The 16636-nt window shown below is 67.7% G+C and carries 21 protein-coding genes; 8 read left to right on the top strand and 13 right to left on the bottom strand.

What is annotated here, in order from left to right:
• Positions 1–8 precede the first annotated feature (8 nt).
• Complete coding sequence (locus C6Y53_RS02660; RefSeq protein WP_106471011.1) at positions 9–935, top strand: 2-hydroxyacid dehydrogenase; 927 nt, start codon at positions 9–11, stop codon at positions 933–935.
• A gap of 9 nt (positions 936–944) precedes the next feature.
• On the opposite strand, the gene C6Y53_RS02655 is transcribed toward C6Y53_RS02660, so the two are convergent.
• Positions 945–1541 carry a thymidine kinase gene (locus C6Y53_RS02655; protein WP_106471010.1) on the bottom strand — a complete coding sequence of 199 codons (597 nt, stop codon included), beginning with the start codon at positions 1539–1541 and terminating at the stop codon, positions 945–947.
• 327 nt (positions 1542–1868) lie between these two features.
• Here C6Y53_RS02655 and C6Y53_RS02650 point away from each other — a divergent pair, with 327 nt between their 5' ends.
• Positions 1869–2327 (top strand): hypothetical protein, encoded by a 459-nt coding sequence (locus C6Y53_RS02650; protein ID WP_106471009.1) that lies wholly within the window; start codon positions 1869–1871, stop codon positions 2325–2327.
• A 25-nt stretch (positions 2328–2352) separates the two neighbouring features.
• Here the strand turns inward: C6Y53_RS02650 and C6Y53_RS02645 are convergent, their stop codons facing one another.
• Entirely contained in the window at positions 2353–3480 is a 1128-nt protein-coding gene (locus tag C6Y53_RS02645; protein ID WP_106471008.1) for a beta-ketoacyl-ACP synthase III, read from the bottom strand.
• Between the two features lie 122 nt (positions 3481–3602).
• Here C6Y53_RS02645 and C6Y53_RS02640 point away from each other — a divergent pair, with 122 nt between their 5' ends.
• On the top strand, positions 3603–3845 hold the full coding sequence (locus C6Y53_RS02640) for a CDGSH iron-sulfur domain-containing protein (protein WP_106471007.1): 243 nt from the start codon (positions 3603–3605) through the stop codon (positions 3843–3845).
• Here C6Y53_RS02640 and C6Y53_RS02635 read toward each other — a convergent pair.
• The 6 genes from C6Y53_RS02635 to C6Y53_RS02610 all read right to left on the bottom strand — a co-directional run bounded on the left by C6Y53_RS02635 (position 3842) and on the right by C6Y53_RS02610 (position 10243).
• Positions 3842–4192, bottom strand: coding sequence for a YigZ family protein (locus tag C6Y53_RS02635; protein ID WP_106471006.1), 351 nt, complete (start codon positions 4190–4192; stop codon positions 3842–3844). The genes C6Y53_RS02640 and C6Y53_RS02635 overlap by 4 nt on opposite strands.
• Before the next feature lie 42 nt (positions 4193–4234).
• Positions 4235–4498 (bottom strand): DUF6455 family protein, encoded by a 264-nt coding sequence (locus tag C6Y53_RS02630; RefSeq protein ID WP_106471005.1) that lies wholly within the window; start codon positions 4496–4498, stop codon positions 4235–4237.
• 10 nt (positions 4499–4508) lie between these two features.
• Positions 4509–4775, bottom strand: a complete 267-nt coding sequence (locus C6Y53_RS02625; RefSeq protein WP_106471004.1) for a DUF6455 family protein — start codon at positions 4773–4775, stop codon at positions 4509–4511.
• Positions 4776–4836: 61 nt separating this feature from the next.
• Positions 4837–6591 (bottom strand): Mur ligase family protein, encoded by a 1755-nt coding sequence (locus tag C6Y53_RS02620; protein WP_106471003.1) that lies wholly within the window; start codon positions 6589–6591, stop codon positions 4837–4839.
• Between the two features lie 15 nt (positions 6592–6606).
• A complete protein-coding gene (gene cphA, locus C6Y53_RS02615; protein WP_106471002.1) occupies positions 6607–9405 on the bottom strand; it encodes a cyanophycin synthetase in 2799 nt (932 codons plus the stop codon).
• A 31-nt stretch (positions 9406–9436) separates the two neighbouring features.
• Complete coding sequence (locus tag C6Y53_RS02610) at positions 9437–10243, bottom strand: cyanophycinase (protein WP_244614926.1); 807 nt, start codon at positions 10241–10243, stop codon at positions 9437–9439.
• Between the two features lie 226 nt (positions 10244–10469).
• Between C6Y53_RS02610 and C6Y53_RS02605 the strand changes: the two genes are divergently transcribed.
• The gene (locus C6Y53_RS02605; RefSeq protein WP_106471000.1) at positions 10470–10751 is read left to right on the top strand and encodes a hypothetical protein; all 282 of its coding nucleotides are present in this window, start codon (positions 10470–10472) and stop codon (positions 10749–10751) included.
• Here C6Y53_RS02605 and C6Y53_RS02600 read toward each other — a convergent pair.
• Positions 10727–11014, bottom strand: coding sequence for a DUF167 domain-containing protein (locus C6Y53_RS02600; protein WP_106470999.1), 288 nt, complete (start codon positions 11012–11014; stop codon positions 10727–10729). The genes C6Y53_RS02605 and C6Y53_RS02600 overlap by 25 nt on opposite strands.
• 90 nt (positions 11015–11104) lie before the next feature.
• Here C6Y53_RS02600 and C6Y53_RS02595 point away from each other — a divergent pair, with 90 nt between their 5' ends.
• Positions 11105–12208 (top strand): class II histone deacetylase, encoded by a 1104-nt coding sequence (locus C6Y53_RS02595; protein ID WP_106473923.1) that lies wholly within the window; start codon positions 11105–11107, stop codon positions 12206–12208.
• 54 nt (positions 12209–12262) lie between these two features.
• Here C6Y53_RS02595 and C6Y53_RS02590 read toward each other — a convergent pair whose 3' ends face one another.
• A complete protein-coding gene (locus C6Y53_RS02590) occupies positions 12263–12493 on the bottom strand; it encodes a hypothetical protein (protein ID WP_106470998.1) in 231 nt (76 codons plus the stop codon).
• Positions 12494–12641: 148 nt separating this feature from the next.
• Between C6Y53_RS02590 and C6Y53_RS02585 the strand changes: the two genes are divergently transcribed.
• Together C6Y53_RS02585 and C6Y53_RS02580 are read left to right on the top strand one after the other, a co-directional pair.
• Complete coding sequence (locus C6Y53_RS02585; protein WP_106470997.1) at positions 12642–13220, top strand: nitroreductase family protein; 579 nt, start codon at positions 12642–12644, stop codon at positions 13218–13220.
• The gene (locus C6Y53_RS02580; RefSeq protein WP_106470996.1) at positions 13217–13918 is read left to right on the top strand and encodes an EI24 domain-containing protein; all 702 of its coding nucleotides are present in this window, start codon (positions 13217–13219) and stop codon (positions 13916–13918) included. Before C6Y53_RS02585 ends, C6Y53_RS02580 begins: the two co-directional genes overlap by 4 nt.
• Before the next feature lie 61 nt (positions 13919–13979).
• Here C6Y53_RS02580 and C6Y53_RS02575 read toward each other — a convergent pair whose 3' ends face one another.
• Together C6Y53_RS02575 and mce are read right to left on the bottom strand one after the other, a co-directional pair.
• Positions 13980–14261, bottom strand: a complete 282-nt coding sequence (locus tag C6Y53_RS02575) for a DUF1467 family protein (protein WP_106470995.1) — start codon at positions 14259–14261, stop codon at positions 13980–13982.
• A 10-nt stretch (positions 14262–14271) separates the two neighbouring features.
• Positions 14272–14676: a methylmalonyl-CoA epimerase gene (gene mce / locus C6Y53_RS02570; protein WP_106470994.1), complete on the bottom strand. Its 405-nt coding sequence runs from the start codon at positions 14674–14676 to the stop codon at positions 14272–14274.
• Between the two features lie 173 nt (positions 14677–14849).
• On the opposite strand from mce, the gene C6Y53_RS02565 reads away from it, so the two are divergent.
• Complete coding sequence (locus C6Y53_RS02565; protein WP_106470993.1) at positions 14850–15569, top strand: response regulator; 720 nt, start codon at positions 14850–14852, stop codon at positions 15567–15569.
• Between the two features lie 248 nt (positions 15570–15817).
• Here the strand turns inward: C6Y53_RS02565 and C6Y53_RS02560 are convergent, their stop codons facing one another.
• Positions 15818–16537, bottom strand: coding sequence for a GNAT family N-acetyltransferase (locus C6Y53_RS02560; protein ID WP_106470992.1), 720 nt, complete (start codon positions 16535–16537; stop codon positions 15818–15820).
• Positions 16538–16636 lie beyond the last annotated feature (99 nt).

Raw genomic sequence — 16636 nt, 5'->3', positions numbered from 1 at the left:
CCCGGCCGATGACGGCGGCGGTCGCGGCGCGGGCGCGGGCGGAATTCGATGTCGAGATCCGCGCCGAAACCTCACCGCTGGGCCCGGACGAGCTGCGCCGCGCGTTGCGGGATTTCGACGCGGTGATGCCGACGCTGGGGGACGGGTTCACGGCCGCGGTGTTCGCCGACGTGCCGCAACCCCGCTGCGGGCTGCTCGCGAATTTCGGGGTCGGCTACAACCATATCGACGTGGCCGCGGCGCGGGCGGCCGGGGTGGCGGTGACCAACACGCCCGGCGCGGTGACCGATGCCACCGCCGATATCGCCATGACCCTGATGCTGATGACCGCCCGGCGCGCGGGCGAGGGCGAACGGCTGGTGCGCGCGGGCCGCTGGGCGGGCTGGCACCCGACGCAGATGCTGGGCTTGCACCTGACCGGCAAGACGGTGGGCATTCTCGGCATGGGGCGGATCGGCCGGGCGATCGCGCGGCGCTGCCATTTCGGGTTCGGCATGGCGGTGCGGTATGTCGCCCGCAGCGACAAGGATCTGGATTTTCCGGCCATCCGTGCCGCGGACGCCGAAGCGCTGGCCGCCGCTGTCGACGTGCTGGTGGTGGCGGTGCCGGGCGGGGCCGAGACCCACCACCTGGTGGATCGTGCCGTGCTCGCGGCCATGCGCCCCGCTGCCATTCTGGTGAATATCTCGCGCGGTGACGTGGTGGACGAGGCCGCGCTGATCGCGGCGTTGCAGACCGGCGGGATCGCCGGGGCGGGGCTCGATGTCTACGAATTCGAACCGCGGGTTCCGGCGGCGCTGATCGCGATGGAAAACGCAACCCTGCTGCCGCATCTGGGCACCGCGGCCGAAGAGGTGCGCACCGGGATGGGCATGATGGCGCTGGACAATCTGGCGGCCTTTGCGGCGGGGGGGCCGCTGCCGAACCCGGTCTAGCGGGGGCTGTCAGGCGCTGGCGGCGGGCCGGTCGCCGGTTGCTTCGCGCCAGTGCCGGCGGCAGAGCGAAACATAGGTTTCGTTGCCGCCGATCTGCACCTGGGCGCCCGAGGTGATGATGTTGCCGGCCTCGTCCTGTCGAATCACCATCGTGGCCTTGCGTCCGCATTTGCAGATCGTGCGCACCTCGCGCATCTCGTCCGCCAGCGCCAGCAGCGCGGCAGAGCCCGGAAACAGCTCGCCGCGGAAATCGACCCGCAGCCCGTAGGCCAGTACCGGCAGGTTCAGATCGTCCACCACCCGCGCCAGTTGCCAGACCTGGCCGGGTTCGAGAAACTGCGCTTCGTCCACGAACACGCAGGCGACCGGCCCCTGATCCAGCCGCCGGGAGATGCGCGCGAACAGGTCGTCGCCGGGCGCGAAGATGTCCGCCTCGGCGTCGATGCCGATGCGCGACGCGATCCGGCCCCGGCCGGCCCGCCCGTCGATGGCGGCGGTCAGCAGGTAGGTCTGCATCCCGTTTTCGCGGTAATTGTGCGATGCCTGCAACAGAACGGTCGTCTTGCCGGCATTCATCGTGGAGTAGTTGAAGAACAGCTTGGCCATGGCCCGGGTCTAGGGTCTGGCGCCGCGATGGGCAAGCTGATGCGCCAATAACGCCACCGCCGCGGATGCCACAGTCCGGAGCGAATGGCTCCTGGGGGTTGGACGGTCGTGACACCGCGGCGATGACGCCGGAGGGCCGGTTTGTGGCCGTGCGGCCACGGCTGGCCCTATTCCGTACCGGGAGAAAACAATCCGGCCACTCGTTACCGAACCTCGGTCGATTAATCGATATCATTGATATGGGCGCAAAACTGGTTAAAATCAGCGGGAAAAGAGCCGTGACTTTCCCCGAAACCGGGGCGCGGGCAGTAGAACAGGACAAGTATCATGGCCGATGTCGGGACCTACCTGAAGAAACACACGGAGGCATTGGTCAAGGACGTCGGGATCGAAGCTGCCTGCCAGATCACCGGCAAATCCAAGGCGACGCTGGGGCGGTATTACTCGGACAATGACGAACATGCCGACCGGTTCATGCCCATCGACGCCGCGGCGCGGCTCGAGGCGGTGGCGACATTCCCGCATGTGACCAGCGCGCTGGCGGACCTGAAGAACATCACGTTGTCATGGGATGACCGGTCCCCCAATGCCGAACGCGACGGCGGGGTGAACGCGGATGTGATCGCGCTCAGCCAGCGGTTCGCGATGCTGATGACCGAATATCAGCAGGCGATCGAGGACGGGATCATCACCATCAACGAGGCCAAGCGGCTGCTCAAGGAAACCGTGCTGCTGCAACAGGTGCTGATCGACATGAAACTGCACCTCGAAGAGGAATGCGTCTGACCCGGCCCGCCATCGCCGCCCGGTCTCAGTTCCGGCGGCGCACCAGCACCGAACCGACCGAGTAGCCGGCGCCGAAGGAGCAGATCAGGCCCAGGTCGCCGTCTTCGAGATCGTCGGAATGTTTCGAAAACGCGATGATCGACCCGGCGGACGAGGTGTTGGCATAATCCTGCAGGATATTGGGTTGCTCGCCCGGTTCGGGATCGCGCCCCAGCACCTTGCGGCCGATGAAATCGTTCATCGTCTTGTTGGCTTGGTGCAGCCACAGCCGTTTCAGATCGGTGTCGGCCACGCCTTCGCCGGTCATGTGATCGGCAATGTGGCGGCTGACCATCGGCAGCACTTCCTTGAACACCTTGCGGCCGTTCTGCATGAACTGCATGTCGCGGCGATCCGTCATCCCGTCGGGGCGGGACCGGCGCAGAAAGCCGTTGTTGTTGCGGATATTGTTCGAGAACTGCGTGGCGCAGCGGGTCGACAGCACTTCGAAATATGGCCCGCTGGCATCCTCGGCGCGTTCGAGCAGCACCGCCGTGGCCACGTCGCCGAAGATGAAATGGCAGTCGCGGTCGCGCCATTCCAGGTGACCCGAGCAGATCTCGGGATTGACCACCAGCGCCGACCGGATCGACCCGGCCCGGATCATGTCCACGGCGGCCTGGATGCCGAAAGTGGCCGAGGAACAGGCCACGTTCATGTCAAAGGCGAAGCCGCCCGCGCCAAGCGCGGCCTGGATCTCGATCGCGACCGCCGGATAGGCGCGTTCGAGGTTCGACGCGGCACAGATCACGGCGTCCACGTCTGCGGGGTCGCGGTCCGCCTGCGCCAGCGCCTTGCGGCAGGCATCCAGCGCCATTTCGGTCATGATGCCCGGTTCGTCATCGTCGCGCTGGCGCAGCTGGGGATACATCACCTGCGGATCCAGAACGCCGGACTTGTCCATCACATAGCGGTTCCTGATCCCGCTCGCCTTGACGATGAATTCCTCGGAGGAATAGACCATCGGTTCCATCTCGCCGGCGGCGATGGCCTCGGCGTTCTCGGCGTTCATCCGGTCGACATAGGCGTTGAAGGCCTCGACCAGTTCGGCATTGGTGACGACATGCTCAGGGGTGAAGACACCGGTGCCGGTGATCGCGACGGGATGGCTCAAGGTATGGTCCTCGGATTGTGGTGGCGGCCAAACTATCGCTGCGCCCTGTCCCCCGCAAGGCTTGCCTGCACCGGTTCGGGCGGCCACGATGGACAGGACGGCACCAGCAGGGAGGTATCCAGATGTCCGACGCACCGCAAATCGCGCAGAAGGCCCCGTATCCGGTCGAGGTTTCGGCGGGCAAGAGTTATTTCTGGTGTGCCTGCGGCCGGTCGTCCCGGCAGCCATTCTGCGACGGCAGCCACAAGGAGACGGGATTCGAACCGGTGAAATATGTGGCCGAGAAGGATGGCCGGGTGTTCTTTTGCGGTTGCAAGCAGACCGGCAACGCACCGCTCTGCGACGGCACCCACAAGGATCTCTAGCCCCGGTTGTCCAGGTAGTGGCGCACCGCGTCCTGCACGCGGCGGAACCGGTCGCCGCCCAGCTTGCGGCCGCCGAACCAGCGGGTGACCACGACGATCTCGCCCTCGAGCCCCTCGCGTTCGAGCATCCGCAGGATCACCATGCCCGCGCCGGATTCGCCGTCGTCATTCTTGAGCGGGCCCTCGGGCAGCAACACGCCCCAGCTGTTATGGGTGGCGCGGGCGAATTTTCGGGTCCGGCACAGCGTCTTGACGAACTCCACCGCCTCGTCCCGGCTGCCGACCTTGCCGCCGGAGACGGCGTATTTCGACCCGCGGTCGGTGAAAATCGCGTCAAAGACCTGCATGATCGCGGTCCTAGCACCGGCGCGGAGGGCGCGCCAGCGTGATCAGCGCAGCCGTTCCAGCGCCTCGGCGATGGCGCATCCCTGCGGCGCGCGGTTGCGGTCGCTGGCCGGATCGCCCAGCCACCGCAGGCAGATGGCGGCGCAATCGCCATCCCGGCAGGTCTTGATCATTTCGGCGTAGCTGTCGCTGTCGACGCGCCCCTGCGCCATCGCGCGGGTCGGATCGACGCCGATGATACGCGCCACCGACCGGGCAAGCCAATAGTGCCGGTCGAGCGGCTCGACCGCCGAAAACGGAATGTTCATGTCGTCCCCGTCAGATCGACAGCTTGTCCTGCAACTGCCCGAGCAGCGCGGAATTGCGGCAGAAGCCGGGGGTGGCCCCGGCGCCGTCGGCGGCGGCATCCAGCCAGTGGCGGCAGGCGGTGGGATCGGCGCAGGCGGTGCAGGACAGCACCGCGTCGGTCAGCTCCGAGACCCGCAATTCGCCGCGCATGGTCGCCTCTTCCAGATCGACACCCAGCCGGTCGGCCATGTGGTCCAGAAGCGCCGCGTGTTTCCTGAGTACAGATGGGTTTTGCATTGAGGCCTCCCTTCCATCGCCACCAGTCTATGCGGCGGGCGGGGAGGGGCCTTGATGCAGGTCAAACGGCGATTCCGCGCTGCTCCAGCAACTCGAACACGCGGGCGCGGTCGGACAGCACCAGCAGCAGCGCCAGGTCGCCGGGCCCGACCATGTCGAGGATGCGTTCGGCGCCATCGCGCGGCGATCCGGCGGTCAGCACCGCATCGGCGGCCATGCCCGCATCGAGACAGGTCCGGCGGATCAGCGCCGGCAGCTCGCCGGGGCTGCGCCCGCGCAGGTAATCCTCGATCTCGGCGGCCACCACCATATCGGGGTCCAGCGCCAGCACCCCCATGGTCAGGTCGCGGATATCGCCGTCCGAGCGGTCGCCGGCATGGCTGAGCATGGCGAAGCGGCGCTTGGCGGGGATCGCCGCCATCGTGTCGGCCATCGCCGCGATGGAATGGGGATTATGGGCGAAATCCACGAAGACCCGGGCGCCGTTCACCGCGAACTCGTTACACCGGCCCGGATTGTCGCTGGCATCGGGGCGAAAACGGGCCATGCCGGCGCGGATCGCCTCATCGCCGATCCCCAGCGCGCGCGACAGGCACAGCGCGCCGAGCGCATTGGCGATGTTGTGCCGCGCCGCGCCGCCCATCGCGATCGGGATATCGGCGACGGGCATGATGTCATGTGCGGTGGTGCCGTCAAAGAACCACAGGTTGCCGGTGTCGGCCCAGGCACAGGGCGTGCCGGCGGCGCGGGCCGCGCCGATTTTCGCCGCATCGGGCGACAGGGCGAACCACCAGGTCGTGGCGCGGGTGCGCGCGGCCTCGTCGACCACATGCGGGTCGTCGGCGTTCAGCACCAGCACCCCACCGGGGGCCAGCGCCCGGTGCACCGCGAACTTGGCCTGTGCCAGTTCGGGCACCGTGTTGACGCCATACTGGCCGAGATGGTCGGCGGCGACATTGGTGACCAGCGCCGCGCGGACATGGCGGGTGGGCAGGCCGCGCCGCAGGATGCCGCCGCGGGCCACTTCGAGAAACCCGGTTTCCAGCCGCCGGTCGCGCAGCAGCAGCCGTGCGCCGCCGGGACCGGAGTAATCGCCCCGGTCGAGAATGTCGCCGCCGACCATCACGAACTCGGTCGAGGTGAGCCCCGCCACCCGGCCCGCCGCCGTGGCAATCGCCGCGCAGAGCCGGGTGGTCGTGGTCTTGCCGTTGGTGCCGGTGATCATCGCCACCGGCACGTCATGCAGCGCCGCCCAGTCCACGTCGCCCGGCGCCGGCAGGTCGTGGACGGGCCACGTCCGCGACCCGGTGCCCTGGCCGATCGAGATGTCGTCATCGTCGCACAGGATGTCGATGCCGTGGTCCGCCGCCGCCGCGATCAGGGCGGGCAGGGGCGGGTTGGCCTCGCGCGCCATCACCCCCCGGACATCGTCCACCATCGCGGCGAAATCGCCCGGTTCCCGGTCCAGCAGGTCGGCGGCGCAGAAATGCCACGCGGTTTGCGCCGCGAAAATCGCCGAATAGAGCTGGTCCATCGGGGCCGAGAGGGCGAGGCTGACCCCGCCGTCATAACGGCGGTGGGTCAGGGTCTCGTCCTGCCATCCCAGCGCATCCAGGACCCGGCGGGCCTGTTTGTCCCACAGCGCCACGATCCGGTCTGGGTCGATGCTGCCATCATGCAGCACGTCCAGCACCGCGCCGGCCCGCGACCACAGCAGCCCCGGTCCGGTCAGCCGCCGCGCATCGTCGAGCCGCAGCGCGGGCGCATCGGGGATCGGCACGTCCAGCGCCTCTTCGATGATCTCGACAGGCTCCATCCCGGTGCCCCCGCCTCAGTCCGAGTCTTCGTCGTCGCGGGCCAGCCGCACCCCGCGATCATCGCGGATCAGCACCGGTTCGCCGCCGAACAGTTCTTCGAGATCCGGTGACGCCGGTTCCGCCGCCGGGGCGGGCGTGTCGCCCTCCGGGGCGGTTTCCTGGTGGAAATAGATGATCTGTTTCCAGCAACGCGCGCTGTTGTCGCCGAAGATCACCAGCAGATCGCCGGGCTGCGCCATTTCCAGCCCGTGATCGATGGCCTGCGGTTCGTCGGGAATGAGGGTGATCGCGTCCTCGGCCACGCCATTGGCGATCAGGTCGCGTTTCAGCATCTGCGGGATCTCGTCCTCGCCCCGGCCGCGCCGGTTGTCGTCGGCCTTGCAGATGTAATGGTCGAAATGGCCCGCCAGCGTCGCGGCGGCATCGGCCACGTCCTCGTCCCGGCGGTCGCCGGGCACCGCGACGACCACGATCCGCCGGCCCTTGACGTCGAGCCGGTCGGACAGGTCCGCCATCACCCCGAAGGCGGCGGGGTTGTGGGCATAGTCCAGGATCACCTTGAACGGGTGTTCGTCGAACACGTTCATCCGCCCCGGCGCCTGGAAGAAACTGGTGTCGAAGGTGCGCAGCCCGTGGCGGATATTGTCCAGGTCCACGCCGAAGGAATAGGCCATCGCGGCGGCGAACATGGCGTTCTGCACGTTGTGCATCGCCTTGCCCTCGAGCGCGGCGGGGATCACATGCGACCACAGCACCGGCATGTGCAGCCCGTTGTCGTAGATCGCCAGCATCTCGCCATTCATGCCCTGTTCCAGCACGATGGCCTTGCCGCCCGACTGGATATGTTCCTTGACCAGCGCGTGGCCGGGGTTGGTCGTGACATAGAAGATATGCTCGGCATCGGTGAAATCGGCCATGCGCAGGCAGTTGATGTCATCGGCATTCAGCACCGCCGTGTCGGTGGCGCTCTCGACCACGACGCGCTTGACCTCGGCCAGTTCCTCGACCGTGTCGATCCCGCGCAGGCCGAGATGGTCGGCCGAGACGTTCAGGCAGGCGGCCACGTTGGACCGGCGATAGCCCAGTCCCGACCGCACCAGCCCGCCGCGCGCGGTTTCCATCACCGCGAAATCGACCATCGGGTCGCGCAGCACGATCTGGGCCGATTTCGGCCCGGTCATGTCGCCCTTCACGCTCAGCTTGCCATCGACATAGACCCCGTCGGTCGAGGTCATGCCGACGGTCTTGCCGCTGGCCTTCATGATATGGGCCAGCATCCGCGAGGTGGTGGTCTTGCCGTTGGTTCCGGTGATCGCTGCGATCGGGATGCGGGTTTCCGACCCGACCGGGAACAGCATGTCGATCACCGCGCCGGCCACGTCGCGCGGTTCGCCCTCGGAAGGGGCGACATGCATCCTGAAGCCCGGCGCCGCGTTCACCTCGACGATGGCGCCGCCGATATCCTTGTAGGATTTCGTGATGTCGTCGATCAGGAAATCGACCCCGCCCACGTCGAGCCCGACCGCCATGATCGCGCGTTCGGCCATGTCGCGGTTGTCGGGATGCACCACGTCAGTCATGTCGATGGCGGTGCCACCGGTGGACAGGTTGGCGGTCGAGCGCAGGTAGAACACCTCGCCCTCGGGCAGCACCGTGTCCTCGGTCACGCCCGCATCCGCCATCAGCCGCTGGGCCTGGTTGTCCAGTTCCAGCTTGGTCAGCACCTTTTCATGGCCGATGCCCCGGCGGGGATCCTCGTTCACCTGGTCGATCAGCGCGGCGATCGTGCTGAGGCCGTCGCCGACCACATGGCCCGGCACCCGCTTGGCCACCGCGACCAGCTTGTTGTCGACCACCAGCATCCGGTGGTCGAACCCGGTGATGAAGCTCTCGACCAGGATCGCGCGGCTCTTGGAATGCTGTTTCGCCTCGGCGAACCCGGCCTCGACCTCGTCGTCGGAATTGAGGTTGATCGACACGCCGCGGCCATGATTGGCGTCGAGCGGCTTGACCACCACCGGGTGCCCGATGCGCTGGGCGGCGCGCACCGCCTCGCGGGCGGAATAGACCATGCGCTGCTGCGGCACCGGCAGGCCGAGATCGTTGAGCAGGTTGTGGGTGTCTTCCTTGTCGCAGGATATCTCGACCGCGATATGCTTGGTCTCGCTTGTGATCGTGGCCTGGATCCGTTTCTGGAACTTGCCGTGACCGAACTGGACCAGCGAATAGTCGTTGAGGCGAATCCAGGGGATGTCGCGATCGTCGGCCGCCTTGACCAGCGACCCGGTCGACGGGCCGAATTCCTTTTTCTGGGCGCGCAGGACAAAGCTGCGCAGCTCGTCCTCCCAGTCGAAACCGGGGTCAATCTCGTGATCGACCTGCGCCTGCAGCTCGGCGGGCAGCAGGTGCATCAGCAGGCGCAGCGCCAGCTTGCCCGCGGCCAGCCCGACGTCGCGCTGCCGGTATTCGTAGACCAGGTTGTACTGGCCCGGCTCGCCGGTGCCGCGGGTCCTTCCAAAGGTCACGTCCGACCCGGCGACATCCTGGATCTCGATCGCCACATGTTCCATCACATGGCCCAGCCAGGTGCCGTCATCCTCGCGCAACCGGCGGACGAAGCCGCCGGGTTCGCGATAGGAGCAGCCATGTTCCCGCAGGCCGGGCAGGGCGCTCAGCAGCCCGTCGATGAAGGGTTCCCCGATCTTTGCGGATGGCCAGGTCTCGAGCGGGCCGAGATCGACGACATGGCGGATCACCGGAAACCGGGCCCAGACATTCGGACCGACAAAGACATTGGTGGAAACGATCTTCATGCGGGCATACCTCCCTCCCGGGCGTTGACGATCAGCCCTCCGCTTCTGGTGGCGGATCGCCGGAGGATACCGGCAGGCTGCAGAAGGCCAGATGCTCATCGGGCGGATAGGCAACACGGGCCGTCAGGTCATAACGGCAGCCTTCGCCGAGAACGTCAAGCCGCAAGCCGAGCAGGCTGAGCGCTTCGCCGGGGCGGGCGTCCCACATCGAGGAATGGGTCAGCTGGCCCGCGTCGACGACGGTGACGCTGCCCGAGCCCACGACCTCGAACACGTTGTCGGGGCCGATGAAGGCGGCGGTGTCCTCGTCGATGCCGATGCCGATCAGGAAGGGATTGTAGGAGGTGGCCGTGAGCAGCCGGCCCAGCCGGTTGCGCTGGGTGAAATGCTGGTCGATGATCACCGCGTTGGTCAGGCCCATCCCCGGCGCGAGGGTGATGTTGCCCTCGGCGGGCGCGGCATTGGAACTGCCGCCCGCGACCATGTGTTCGGACATGATCGAGGCGCCGGCCGAGGTGCCGGCCACCGGCACGCCCGCGGCGTTGCGGCGGCGGATCTTCTGCGCCAGCAGCGTGCCGCCCAGGATCGCGGACAGCCGCAGCTGGTTGCCGCCGGTCATGAAGATGCCGCTCGCGCGGTCGATCAGATCGGCAAACTCGGGGTTGTCGCAATCGGCCCGGCGCGAGATCGGCAGGAACTCGACCTGGCCGGCGCCCAGTTCCGAGAAGATGCGGTGATAGTCGGGGCCGGTTTCCTCGAGCATCGAGGCGGTCGGGATCACGACGATGGCCGCGTCCGCGCCGCCGGACAGCTCGACGAAGCGGCGGTGGATCTGCATATCCCTTTCCCGGTCCTCACCACCGCCGATGGGGATGATGTAGCCGCGAGGTATGTCCTCGTTGCTGGTCGCTGGGCACATATGGTCACCTGGGGTCAGCTGCCGCCGAAGGCGCGGCGCGCCTCTAATGGGCAAAGATGCCCGAAAAGGCAAGGAAATGACGCGCGGGCCGGTGAGGTCTTCTGCGCCTCTTGCGTCCCCGCCGCGGCGGCGGCAGGGTGTGGGCATGTTTACCATCGAGCATGAATTCGACGCCACCGTGATCACCCTGGTGGACGAGGGCGCGGCCCCGCTGCAGGAGGACGTGGTGATCAACGGCTTTGCCGAATGTGTCACCGTCGAACAATGGGACCCGCGCACCGACCGGGTGCAGAAAGTGACGTTTTCGCCGGAGATGCTGCGCGATCTCGCGGCCGCGCTGGACCTGCCGGAAGGGGTCTACCGGTTGCGCGAGGTTGCCGACGATCAGGACGAGCGGGGCGATCAGGACGATTTGGGCGGATCGTAGCGGAAGGTCTTGGTGCGGGCGGTCTGGCCGCGGATCAGCACCAGGTGGCTGGGGGCGACGCCCATCGCGGCAGCCAGCAGCGCCGCGACCGCCGCGTTCGCCCTGCCGTTCTCGGGCGCGACGGTCACGGTCGCGCGCAGGGTCTCCGCGTCGCCGACGAGCGAGTTGCGCGCGGCTCTGGGCGTGGCGCGCAGCGTAATTTCCGCCCCCGGTATCGCGCGTCCGGTCAGGTCGGGCAGGTCTCGGGTTTTCGGTTTCGCCATCGCCGGCCATGTTGCATGGTGCGGTGGCCGGGTGCCATGGGTTTTCATGCCTCCGGCGGGGATATTTCGGGCAAGAGGAAGGGAAACGGCATGACGACCGGGTTTTTCTGGGATGAGCGGTGTTTCTGGCATGGGGGTGGCAGCTATGCCTTTACCCTGCCGGTGGGGGGGCTGGTTCAGCCGCTGGCCGCCGGCGGGCTGCCGGAAAATCCCGAGACCAAGCGGCGGCTGAAGAACCTGATGGATGTCACCGGCCTGATCGCCGAGCTGGACGCGCGCGGGGCGCCCGCGGCGGCCTGGGAGGACATGGCGCGGGTGCATCCCGAAAGCTACCTGGCCGAATTCCGGCGGTTGTCGGATGCGGGCGGCGGCGAACTGGGGCTGCGCACGCCCTTCGCGCAGGGCGGGTTCGAGATCGCCGCGCTGTCGGCGGGGCTGGCGGTCGGGGCGCTGCGGTCCGTGCTGGCGGGAGAGGTCGACACCGCCTATGCCCTGTCGCGCCCGCCGGGGCATCACTGCCTGCCGGATTTTCCCAACGGCTTCTGCCTGTTGGCCAATATCGCCATCGCCATCGAAACGGCGAAGGCGCGGGACGGCCTGGGCCGGGTCGCGGTGGTGGACTGGGACGTGCATCACGGCAATGGCACCGAGGCGATCTATTATGAGCGTGACGACGTGCTGACCGTATCGGTACACCAGGAGGGGAACTATCCGCTCGATACCGGTGGTATCGGCGACCGCGGTCGGGGTGCCGGCGCGGGGTTCAACCTCAATGTGCCGCTGCTCGCCGGGGCGGGGCATACCGCCTATCTCGCGGTGATCGACGAGATCGTGGTGCCGGCGCTGGAACGGTTCAGGCCGGAGGCGATCGTCGTGGCCTGCGGCTTTGACGCCTCGGCCATCGACCCGATGGCGCGGATGCTGGCCACCGCCGACACCTTCCGGCAGATGACGCTCCGGCTGAAGGAAGCGGCGGCGGCGCTGTGCGGCGGGCGCCTGGTTCTGGTGCATGAGGGCGGCTATTCCGAGGTCTATGTCCCGTTCTGCGGTCACGCGGCCATCGCGGCGCTGGCCGGGTCCGGGATCGAGGCGCCGGACCCGCTGGCCGAGACATTGGCGGTGCGCCAGCCCACGGCGCGATTCGATGCGTTCCTGCGGGAAGAGGTGGCGCGCATGGCCCGGGACCTGCGATGATAAGGCCGGTCGGCAGCGGCGATCTGCGTGCGGGTTTGCCGGTCGGGTAGCGGCCTAGAATTCGTCCCCGCGCGGCCCCCGGTAATAGGCCCGCCGTTCGGCGCGTTCCTGCGCGGTGCGGCCGGGTGGCGGCGCAAGGCCGGCAGGACGGCCGCCGTAATTGCCGGCAGGCGAGGCATAGAGGCCAGAATCAGAACCAGAATCCAGCCCAGATGCGGTGGGATCACAGCCGGCAAGCGCCATGAGCGCGGCCGACAGGGCGGCGGGTATCGTCAGGCGGGTCATCTCGGCTCCTTCGGCGGTGCCGGCATCATACCATGTTCGCGCGCCGCCTCGACGGCCAACAACCGGGGTCACGCATCTTTTACCCCTTGAATATTTGCGCGCCTGCGCCGAGATAGGGCAGGACTGGGATGTAAAGAGGATTAACTTCATGCCCGATCGAAACCAGGCCGCGCTCGATTTCCTGTTGTCGCGGCGGTCGCGCCCGGCCAAGACGCTGGGCCTGCCGGTCCCGGATCGGGCGGCGCTGATGCCCATCCTGACCGCCGCCGCCCGCAGCCCCGATCACGGCAAGCTGGAGCCGTGGCGGTTCATCGTGCTGAACGCGGCGGCCCTGGACCGGCTGGCCGGCGTGGTGGAGGCGCGCGGCGCGGCATTGGGAAAACCGCCCGAGGATATCGCCAAGGGGCGTCAGCAGTTCGACCTGGGCAACCTTGCCGTGGCGGTGATCGAGGTGCGGCGCGACAGCGACAAGATCCCGGCCTATGAACAGACCCTGTCGGCGGGGGCGGTCTGCTGCGCGTTGCTGAACGCCGCCCTGGCCTCGGGATGGGGGGCGAACTGGCTGTCCGGGTGGCCGGCCCATGACCGGGGGTTCTGCGCCGACGGGCTGGGGCTTGCCGCGCATGAACAGGTGGCCGGGTTCATCCATATCGGCACCGAAACCGGAGCCCCGCCCGAACGGCCGCGGCCCGATCTCGACGCGATAACCGACTGGGCCGAGGCATGATCCTGCGGGCCTTTCTCCTGGCGCTGGGGCAGTTGGGCGACCCGCGTTTTCGCAAGGTGCTGGGCCTGGGCGTGGCGCTGACGCTGGCGCTGCTGATCGCGGCCAGTGCCGGGGTAATGTATCTGATCGGCTGGCTGACCGGAGACAGCACGACGCTGCCGATCGTTGGCGAGGTGACCTGGCTGGGCGACCTGCTGAGCTGGTCCTCGCTGGTCGTGATGATGATCCTGTCGGTGTTCCTGATGGTGCCGGTCGCCTCGGCGATCACCTCGATGTTCCTCGACGAGGTGGCGCAGGCGGTCGAGGACCGGCATTACCGCGGCCTGCCGCCGGTCGATCCGGTGCCGTTCGGCGATGCTTTGCGGGATACGGTGAATTTCCTCGGCGTGCTGATCGCGGCGAACCTCGTGGCGATCCTGCTCTATGTCGTCTTTACGCCCTTCGCGATGTTCATCTTCTGGGGGCTGAACGGATTCCTGCTGGGCCGTGAATATATCATGCTGGCCGCCATGCGCCGGATCGGCCGTGACGGCGCGAAGCGGCTGCGCAGGCAATATGCGGGCAGGGTCTGGCTGGCGGGCACGCTGATGGCGATCCCGTTATCGGTGCCGCTGGTGAACCTGCTGGTTCCGATCGTCGGGGCGGCCACCTTTACCCATCTGTTCCACATGCTCAACGGGCGGTTGCGACAGTATTGAGCGCAACCGTCGGTGCGCCCGGTCCGGGTGACCCGAATTGGCGGCGGGCGCTGTCTGGCGGTCAGCTTTCGACGGTCGGGTCCATCCGGTGGAACCAGTCGATATCGCCCACGCCGAGCACGCCCGACAGGATGATCGCCACGACGATGACCCAGATCACGAACGCCACCACGGTGACGATCCTGAACTTGGCCTTCAGGTGGTGCTGCGCCGGCGCGCCCGCATGGGTGCCGGGGACGACTTCGCCCACGTCGCCCTGGGTCTTGAGCCGGATCGGCAGGGCGATGAAGAATGCCATGAACCAGATCACGACATAGAGCACGATTGCCGATACGATGGCCATGTCGGTGTCCTCAGACCTGTTCCAGTTCGACCAGGCAGCCGTTGAAATCCTTGGGATGCAGGAACAGCACCGGTTTGCCATGGGCGCCGATCCGGGGTTCGCCGCTGCCCAGCACGCGTGCCCCCGTCGCCTGCAGGTGGTCGCGCGCGGCCAGGATATCCTCGACCTCGTAGCAGACATGGTGGATGCCGCCCGCGGGGTTCTTGTCGAGAAAGCCCTGGATCGGGCTGTTCTCGCCCAGCGGGTAGAGCAGTTCGATCTTGGTGTTGGGCAGGTCGATGAAGACCACGGTGACGCCGTGATCGGGTTCGTCCTGCGGTGCGCCGACGCTGGCGCCCAGGGCATCGCGATACTGCGCCGAGGCCGCTTCGAGATCGGGGACGGCGATGGCGACGTGGTTCAGGCGGCCGATCATGGGATGCTCCTTGTGGTCGAATGGGGTGGTCGAATGGGGTTGTCGAACGGGCTGGCCGAACGGGGGGCGTCGGGCCGGGTTATGCCGCCGGGTGGGGCGGGGGGCAAGGGTGTTAACGTATCGTTAGGCATCCCCGCCTAGCCTTGGCGCGCCTGCCGAGGAGAAATTGCAAGATGGATGATTCGGACCTGTTTGCCGCGACTCACCGTCAACCGACCGCCAACCGGCCCTTGCTGGGGCTGACCGTTCTGGTGGTCGAGGACAGCCGCTACGCCTGCGAGGCGATGCGTCTTCTGTGCCTGCGATCGGGCGCGCGCATCCGCCGCGCCGATTGTCTGAAATCGGCGCGGCGGCATTTGCAGATCTACCGCCCCTCGGTGATCTTCGTCGACCTGGGCTTGCCCGACGGGTCCGGCGTGTCGCTGATCGAGGAACTGGCCTCGGCCACCCCGCGCGTGCCGGTGATCCTGGGCATGTCGGGCGACGATTTCGCGGAATCGGCGGCAATCGCGGCGGGAGCCGACGGGTTCCTAGCCAAGCCGGTGACATCGCTGGCCGTGTTCCAGAACGCGGTGCTGTCGCGCCTGCCCGAGGATCGCCGCGCCTTTGGTCCGCGTGCGGTCGAGGACGAGGTGATCTGCCCCGATCCGATTGCCTATCGGGACGACATGGCCCATGCGGCCGACGTGCTGGACGATGGGGCCGAGGGCTCGATGCTCGACTATGTCGCCCAGTTCCTGGGCGGGGTGGCGCGCAGTGCCGATGACAACGTGCTGGCCCAGGCCGCGGCCGCGCTGGCCCGCGGCCGTGCCCGCGGCGGACCCGTTGCCGACGAGGCGGCCCATATCTCCGGGCTGATCCGGGATCGGCTGCAGCAGCGACGGGCGATCTGAGATGGTGGCGACATTTCTCGCCGCGCTGGTGTCGCTGGGCGCCGTCCTGTTCGTGCAGTCGCGTCTGATCGGCCGCCCGCGGAAACAGGCGTTGCGCGACAGGCCTCGGTCCTGATCCGGGGATCGCGCGCGCGGTTGCAACACATGGGCGGCCACGGGGCGGTGGCGGGCCGGTTTTGCGGAAGGCTCGGCGGCGCCGGGATGGGCCGTGTCGCGGGACCGGGCCGTCAGCCGTTCAGGGGGTCGGGTCAGAGGGTTGGATCGGAGGCGACCCGGATCGGGGTGGTAAACGCGCCGAGGGCGCGTTTTTGCCGTCCGTCTGCGTCGAAATTCGACGGCGCCAGCCAGGCGTCATATGCGTCGCGCAACGCGGGCCATTCCTTGTCGATGGCGGCGAACCAGGCGGTGTCGCGGTTGCGCCCCTTGACCACGACCGCCTGCCGGAAGATGCCTTCATAGCTCAGGCCCAGCCGCTGGGCGGCGCGACGCGATGGCCGGTTCAGCGCGTCGCATTTCCATTCGAACCGGCGATACCCGGCCTCGAAGGCCCAGCCCATCATCAGGACGATCGCTTCGGTGGCCGCCGCCGTCTGTGCCAGCCCCGGCGCCAGGTTGATATGGCCGACCTCGATGGACCCGGCCTCGGGGGCGATGCGCAGATACGAGGCCACGCCGCCCCAGGCCCCGGTGTCGCGGTTGAAGATCGCGTAGAAGGACAGGGCGGAATCCGCCGTGACGCCGTCCACCCAGTCGCAATAGGCCTGTTCGGTCTCGAACGGGCCGTAGGGCATGTAGGTCCAGAGGCGGTCATGCCCGTCGACCGCACGAAAGAGAGCGGCGCCATGGCTGGCCGAGTTCAGCGGTTCGAGCCGCGCGTGGCGGCCTTCCAGGATATCGCCACCGGGAACCGGCGGCGGGCTCCAGCCGGGAACCGGGGCGCCAACGGGAGTGTCGGTCGGGTCCGTCATGGCGTGATCCTTTCTCATCGCAGTAATCCCGGATCGGCGCCCATGTTCAACCCCGGAAAGACCGAAGTTTCCAGCCCGGTCGCCGCGCGCATGACCCAT

The sequence above is a fragment of the Pukyongiella litopenaei genome (assembly GCF_003008555.2).
GTDB lineage: Bacteria > Pseudomonadota > Alphaproteobacteria > Rhodobacterales > Rhodobacteraceae > Pukyongiella > Pukyongiella litopenaei.
This window is presented reverse-complemented; position numbering and strand designations above follow the sequence as displayed.

What these genes read in the sequence shown, in the direction of transcription:
- C6Y53_RS02595 (WP_106473923.1), top strand. Translation starts at nt 11,105, where the DNA reads ATGACGACCGGGTTTTTCTGGGATGAGCGGTGTTTCTGGCATGGGGGT.
- C6Y53_RS02625 (WP_106471004.1), bottom strand. Translation starts at nt 4,775, where the DNA reads ATGCAAAACCCATCTGTACTCAGGAAACACGCGGCGCTTCTGGACCAC.
- C6Y53_RS02630 (WP_106471005.1), bottom strand. Translation starts at nt 4,498, where the DNA reads ATGAACATTCCGTTTTCGGCGGTCGAGCCGCTCGACCGGCACTATTGG.
- C6Y53_RS02580 (WP_106470996.1), top strand. Translation starts at nt 13,217, where the DNA reads ATGATCCTGCGGGCCTTTCTCCTGGCGCTGGGGCAGTTGGGCGACCCG.
- C6Y53_RS02565 (WP_106470993.1), top strand. Translation starts at nt 14,850, where the DNA reads ATGGATGATTCGGACCTGTTTGCCGCGACTCACCGTCAACCGACCGCC.
- C6Y53_RS02640 (WP_106471007.1), top strand. Translation starts at nt 3,603, where the DNA reads ATGTCCGACGCACCGCAAATCGCGCAGAAGGCCCCGTATCCGGTCGAG.
- cphA (WP_106471002.1), bottom strand. Translation starts at nt 9,405, where the DNA reads ATGAAGATCGTTTCCACCAATGTCTTTGTCGGTCCGAATGTCTGGGCC.
- C6Y53_RS02585 (WP_106470997.1), top strand. Translation starts at nt 12,642, where the DNA reads ATGCCCGATCGAAACCAGGCCGCGCTCGATTTCCTGTTGTCGCGGCGG.
- C6Y53_RS02560 (WP_106470992.1), bottom strand. Translation starts at nt 16,537, where the DNA reads ATGACGGACCCGACCGACACTCCCGTTGGCGCCCCGGTTCCCGGCTGG.
- C6Y53_RS02590 (WP_106470998.1), bottom strand. Translation starts at nt 12,493, where the DNA reads ATGACCCGCCTGACGATACCCGCCGCCCTGTCGGCCGCGCTCATGGCG.
- mce (WP_106470994.1), bottom strand. Translation starts at nt 14,676, where the DNA reads ATGATCGGCCGCCTGAACCACGTCGCCATCGCCGTCCCCGATCTCGAA.
- C6Y53_RS02620 (WP_106471003.1), bottom strand. Translation starts at nt 6,591, where the DNA reads ATGGAGCCTGTCGAGATCATCGAAGAGGCGCTGGACGTGCCGATCCCC.
- C6Y53_RS02655 (WP_106471010.1), bottom strand. Translation starts at nt 1,541, where the DNA reads ATGGCCAAGCTGTTCTTCAACTACTCCACGATGAATGCCGGCAAGACG.
- C6Y53_RS02575 (WP_106470995.1), bottom strand. Translation starts at nt 14,261, where the DNA reads ATGGCCATCGTATCGGCAATCGTGCTCTATGTCGTGATCTGGTTCATG.
- C6Y53_RS02660 (WP_106471011.1), top strand. Translation starts at nt 9, where the DNA reads ATGACGGCGGCGGTCGCGGCGCGGGCGCGGGCGGAATTCGATGTCGAG.
- C6Y53_RS02600 (WP_106470999.1), bottom strand. Translation starts at nt 11,014, where the DNA reads ATGGCGAAACCGAAAACCCGAGACCTGCCCGACCTGACCGGACGCGCG.
- C6Y53_RS02605 (WP_106471000.1), top strand. Translation starts at nt 10,470, where the DNA reads ATGTTTACCATCGAGCATGAATTCGACGCCACCGTGATCACCCTGGTG.
- C6Y53_RS02635 (WP_106471006.1), bottom strand. Translation starts at nt 4,192, where the DNA reads ATGCAGGTCTTTGACGCGATTTTCACCGACCGCGGGTCGAAATACGCC.
- C6Y53_RS02650 (WP_106471009.1), top strand. Translation starts at nt 1,869, where the DNA reads ATGGCCGATGTCGGGACCTACCTGAAGAAACACACGGAGGCATTGGTC.
- C6Y53_RS02610 (WP_244614926.1), bottom strand. Translation starts at nt 10,243, where the DNA reads ATGCAGATCCACCGCCGCTTCGTCGAGCTGTCCGGCGGCGCGGACGCG.